3 protein-coding genes are annotated in these 2,208 nt (G+C 47.6%); 2 read left to right on the top strand and 1 reads right to left on the bottom strand.

The annotated features are described in order from the left end of the window. Positions 1 to 898 (top strand): vitamin B12 dependent-methionine synthase activation domain-containing protein (locus Q0991_RS14970; RefSeq protein WP_299489604.1); only part of this gene is annotated, 898 nt, incomplete at its 5' end. A gap of 100 nt (positions 899 to 998) precedes the next feature. Next, positions 999 to 1,223, top strand: coding sequence for an AbrB/MazE/SpoVT family DNA-binding domain-containing protein (locus Q0991_RS14975; RefSeq protein WP_299489606.1), 225 nt, complete (start codon positions 999 to 1,001; stop codon positions 1,221 to 1,223). Between the two features lie 36 nt (positions 1,224 to 1,259). On the opposite strand, the gene Q0991_RS14980 is transcribed toward Q0991_RS14975, so the two are convergent. Next, complete coding sequence (locus tag Q0991_RS14980) at positions 1,260 to 1,991, bottom strand: glycerophosphodiester phosphodiesterase (RefSeq protein ID WP_299489608.1); 732 nt, start codon at positions 1,989 to 1,991, stop codon at positions 1,260 to 1,262. Positions 1,992 to 2,208 lie beyond the last annotated feature (217 nt).

Raw genomic sequence — 2,208 nt, forward strand, 5'->3', positions numbered from 1 at the left:
TGCCACTGCTGCAATGCCTGTGGATACCCGACGTTCGGAAGCGGTGGATATCGATATCGAGCGGCCTACCCCACCCTTCTGGGGAACTACCATTTTGCAGCCCGAAGATCTGCCTTTTGATGAACTTTTCTGGCATTTGGATCTTCAAGCTTTGATTGCGGGCCAATGGCAATTCCGCAAGCCCAAGGATCAATCCCGAGAAGACTACGATGCCTTCCTAGACCAGAAGGTCTACCCCATCTTGAAGCAGTGGAAACAGCGCATCGTTGCCGAAAAGCTGCTGCATCCCCAGGCAATTTATGGTTACTTTCCCTGCCTAGCTGAAGAAAACTCCCTCCATATTTATGATCCAAAAGTGGCGGAGAACCCCGGCGATACCTTACCTGAACCCGTCACCACCTTTACCTTCCCTCGTCAGAAGTCCATGCGGCGGTTGTGTATTGCCGACTTCTTTGTACCCAAGGAACAAGGCATTGACCAGAAACGGTTTGATGTCTTTCCCATGCAGGCGGTCACAGTAGGAGACATTGCCACGGAGTTTGCCCAAAAGCTATTTGCAGGTGACGAATACACTGAATATCTCTACTTCCACGGTTTAGCCGTCCAAACGGCGGAGGCCGTCGCGGAATGGACCCATGCTCGCATTCGGCGGGAGTTGGGTTATGGCGAGAGTGAACCTGATAATATCCGAGATATGCTGGCCCAGCGATATCAAGGCTCCCGATACAGTTTTGGTTACCCAGCTTGCCCGAATATGCAAGATCAGTACAAGCAGCTAGATCTGCTGCAAACAGATCGGATTAAGTTGCATATGGATGAGAGTGAACAGCTCTATCCTGAGCAATCCACCACGGCCATTATGGTTTATCACCCCGTTGCTAAATACTTCAGTGCTTAAGTTTGCGTTGCCTAGAATTAAAGTCCTCTAACCAGCCTCCAAACGTTGAATCCCTAGGGGAACCTAAGTTATGCAAATGACTCCGTGAGCGTGTATTGACATGACTACGCTAAAAATTCAAAAGGTGGGCAATTCCCTGGGGGCAATATTTCCGAAGGAGGTATTGCAGAAGCTGAAGCTACAGGAAGGAGATACTGTGTTGGTTACTGATACCCGCGATGGTGTCTTGTTGACGCCCTATGATCCAAATTTTGATCAAGCAATGGTGGCTTATCAAAAGGTTAATAGCCGCTATAAGAATGCATTACGGCAACTTGCCAAGTAGGGTGGAATACCGTAATTATCAGATATTGGTTCAGTCTTACTTCTCTCGCTGATCCAACAAGTCTTTTAGTACTAACAGTTGATCGGTGATGATATTGTCAACTCCAAGTTCAATCATCCGCTGCATATCAGCAAGCTGATTAACCGTCCAAACATGAATAGCTTTGCCTTCTGCATGGGCCTGTTTGACTCGTTCTGGTGTGGCGAGGGTGAAGTGAAGCGAGTAAAAATCAACCTCAAAATCAGGATACTCAGGTCGAGAAGGTGGAATAACGGGACCAATCATCAACCCAGGATCTAGGGTTCGCACCTGCCGCAGAATATCAAAGTCGAGGGAGGAAACCACACAGTTTTGCTGCCAATTTTTTTGGTGAATCAGCTCAACCACCTGGCTGACGAGCTCTTGTTCATGACCGTGACTTTTTAGTTCCAGGTTTAACTTGACGCGGTCCTTAGCTAAATCCATCACCGAGGCTAGGGAAGGGATTCGAGTATGCTTAAACGCCTCCCCGAACCACTGGCCGACATCTAGGTTTGCCAGTTCAGAGGTGGTGAGGTTCCAGAGGTTGCGATCGCATCCTGCAAGACGCAACAAATGACTATCATGAATCACCACCAAACCATTGTCCTTGGTTTCTTGGACATCCAGCTCCATAAAATCTGCTTGATTTTCAATGGCTAACTCAAAGGCAGGAAGCGTGTTCTCTGGGGCTAACTGAGAACAACCCCGGTGGGCAGTAATGGGCGGAATCCTGTTTGCATATTGCATTGCCCAATCACTATTTTTCTGAGTTACAAAAATGCAAAAGTGATGTCACCTTATTTTACTCATTTCGTCTTCTGGGCAATATTTGGGGTTAGTGTGTTTCCCACCTTTACAAATGCCACATCTTTTCTGAGCATAGATAAGGATGTAAACCCTGAAGGGAGTATTAATTCTGTGGAACGAACATTTTTGGCCGTAAAACCAGACGGTGTCCAGCGGG

The sequence above is a fragment of the Acaryochloris sp. IP29b_bin.137 genome (assembly GCF_028285745.1).
Classification (GTDB): Bacteria; Cyanobacteriota; Cyanobacteriia; order Thermosynechococcales; family Thermosynechococcaceae; genus Acaryochloris.

Coding starts and splice junctions, on each gene's coding strand:
- Q0991_RS14975 (WP_299489606.1), top strand. CDS start 999: ATGACTACGCTAAAAATTCAAAAGGTGGGCAATTCCCTGGGGGCAATA.
- Q0991_RS14980 (WP_299489608.1), bottom strand. CDS start 1,991: ATGCAATATGCAAACAGGATTCCGCCCATTACTGCCCACCGGGGTTGT.